This window comes from Pseudomonas sp. SDO524_S393, from assembly GCF_054071875.1.
Map to the genome: position 1 here is coordinate 1 of NZ_JBSVVZ010000143.1, position 2,187 is coordinate 2,187.

The 2,187-nt window shown below is 60.4% G+C and carries 2 protein-coding genes; both read left to right on the plus strand.

Translation table 11 applies throughout. The features are described 5' to 3' along the window. Nucleotides 1–200 precede the first annotated feature (200 nt). A complete protein-coding gene (gene hslV / locus ACW9IB_RS29360) occupies nucleotides 201–731 on the plus strand; it encodes an ATP-dependent protease subunit HslV (protein ID WP_003171209.1) in 531 nt (176 codons plus the stop codon). Between the two features lie 37 nt (nucleotides 732–768). After that, nucleotides 769–2,106, plus strand: a complete 1,338-nt coding sequence (gene hslU / locus ACW9IB_RS29365) for an ATP-dependent protease ATPase subunit HslU (protein ID WP_457367508.1) — start codon at nucleotides 769–771, stop codon at nucleotides 2,104–2,106. The last annotated feature ends 81 nt before the right edge of the window (nucleotides 2,107–2,187 follow it).

Genomic DNA, 2,187 nt, shown 5'->3' on the forward strand with positions numbered 1-2,187 from the left:
AGTCAATATTTCCAGTGACTGGCACACCGCTATCGCAGGCAAGCCAGCTCCCACATTTGGCTTTGAGGTGCTCTCAAAAATGTGCAGGACCTATAAACACCACTCGTCTGCACACCCTTCCTACGGTTGAAATCCCCCCTGCCAACCCCATATGAGTGTTCATCAGGGCATTTTCGCCCCGCTGCGTGGAGACTCTCCCCTTGACCACCATCGTTTCAGTTCGTCGCCACGGCAAAGTCGTCATGGGCGGCGATGGCCAGGTTTCCCTAGGCAACACCGTGATGAAAGGCAACGCCAAGAAAGTGCGTCGCCTTTACCACGGCCAGGTTCTTGCGGGCTTTGCCGGCGCCACCGCCGACGCCTTCACCCTGTTCGAACGCTTCGAAGGCCAGCTGGAAAAACACCAGGGCCACCTCGTACGTGCCGCCGTCGAACTCGCCAAAGAATGGCGCACCGACCGCTCCCTCAGCCGCCTGGAGGCCATGTTGGCCGTGGCCAACAAAGACGCCTCGCTGATCATCACCGGCAATGGCGATGTGGTTGAGCCCGAACATGGCCTGATCGCCATGGGTTCCGGCGGTGGCTACGCCCAGGCGGCCGCCAGCGCACTGCTGAAGAAAACCGATCTGTCGGCCCGGGAAATCGTCGAGACCGCCCTGGGCATCGCCGGCGATATCTGCGTGTTCACCAACCACAACCAGACCATTGAGGAGCAGGACCTCGCCGAATAAGCCGTAGGCTTATTCCCGCTTGAGGCCGCCAAACACTATGTCCATGACTCCCCGCGAAATCGTCCACGAACTCAACCGCCATATCATCGGCCAGGACGATGCCAAGCGCGCCGTTGCCATTGCACTGCGTAACCGCTGGCGCCGGATGCAATTGCCCGAAGAGTTGCGTGTTGAAGTCACGCCGAAGAACATCCTGATGATCGGCCCGACCGGCGTCGGTAAAACCGAAATCGCCCGTCGTCTGGCCAAGCTGGCCAACGCGCCGTTCATCAAGGTCGAAGCTACCAAGTTCACCGAAGTGGGCTATGTGGGTCGCGACGTCGAGTCGATCATCCGCGACTTGGCAGACGCTGCCCTGAAACTGCTGCGCGAGCAGGAAATGACCAAGGTCAGCCACCGCGCCGAAGACGCCGCCGAAGAACGCATCCTCGACGCCCTGTTGCCTCCGGCGCGCATGGGTTTCAACGAGGACGCGGCGCCGGCCTCGGACTCCAACACCCGCCAACTGTTCCGCAAGCGCCTGCGTGAAGGCCAGCTGGACGACAAGGAAATCGAGATCGAAGTCGCCGAAGTCTCCGGTGTCGACATCTCCGCCCCGCCTGGCATGGAAGAAATGACCAGCCAGTTGCAGAACCTGTTTGCCAACATGGGCAAGGGCAAGAAGAAAAGCCGCAAGCTCAAGGTGAAGGACGCACTGAAACTGGTGCGCGACGAAGAAGCCGGGCGCCTGGTGAACGAAGAAGAACTCAAGGCCAAGGCCCTGGAAGCGGTCGAGCAGCACGGCATCGTGTTTATCGACGAGATCGACAAGGTGGCCAAGCGCGGCAACGCCGGCGGCGTTGATGTGTCCCGTGAAGGCGTGCAGCGCGACCTGCTGCCGCTGATCGAAGGCTGCACCGTGAACACCAAGCTGGGCATGGTCAAGACCGATCACATCCTGTTCATTGCCTCCGGTGCTTTCCACCTGAGCAAGCCGAGCGACCTGGTGCCGGAGCTGCAAGGCCGCCTGCCGATTCGCGTGGAGCTCAAGGCCCTGACCCCGGGCGACTTCGAGCGCATCCTCAGCGAACCGCACGCGTCGCTCACCGAGCAATACCGCGAGTTGCTGAAAACCGAAGGTCTGGGCATCGAGTTCCAGCCGGACGGCATCAAGCGCCTGGCGGAGATCGCCTGGCAGGTCAACGAGAAGACCGAGAACATCGGTGCCCGTCGCTTGCACACTTTGCTTGAGCGTCTCCTGGAGGAAGTGTCCTTCAGCGCCGGCGACCTGGCCGGTGCGCAGAATGGTGAAGTGATCAAGATCGACGCGGATTACGTCAATAGCCACTTGGGCGAATTGGCGCAGAACGAAGATCTGTCGCGCTACATTTTGTAAGCTTCACGCAGAACCGCTTTGCTTTATTGTGGGAGCGGGCTTGCTCGCGAATGCGGTGTATCAGTCAATACTTGTGTGACT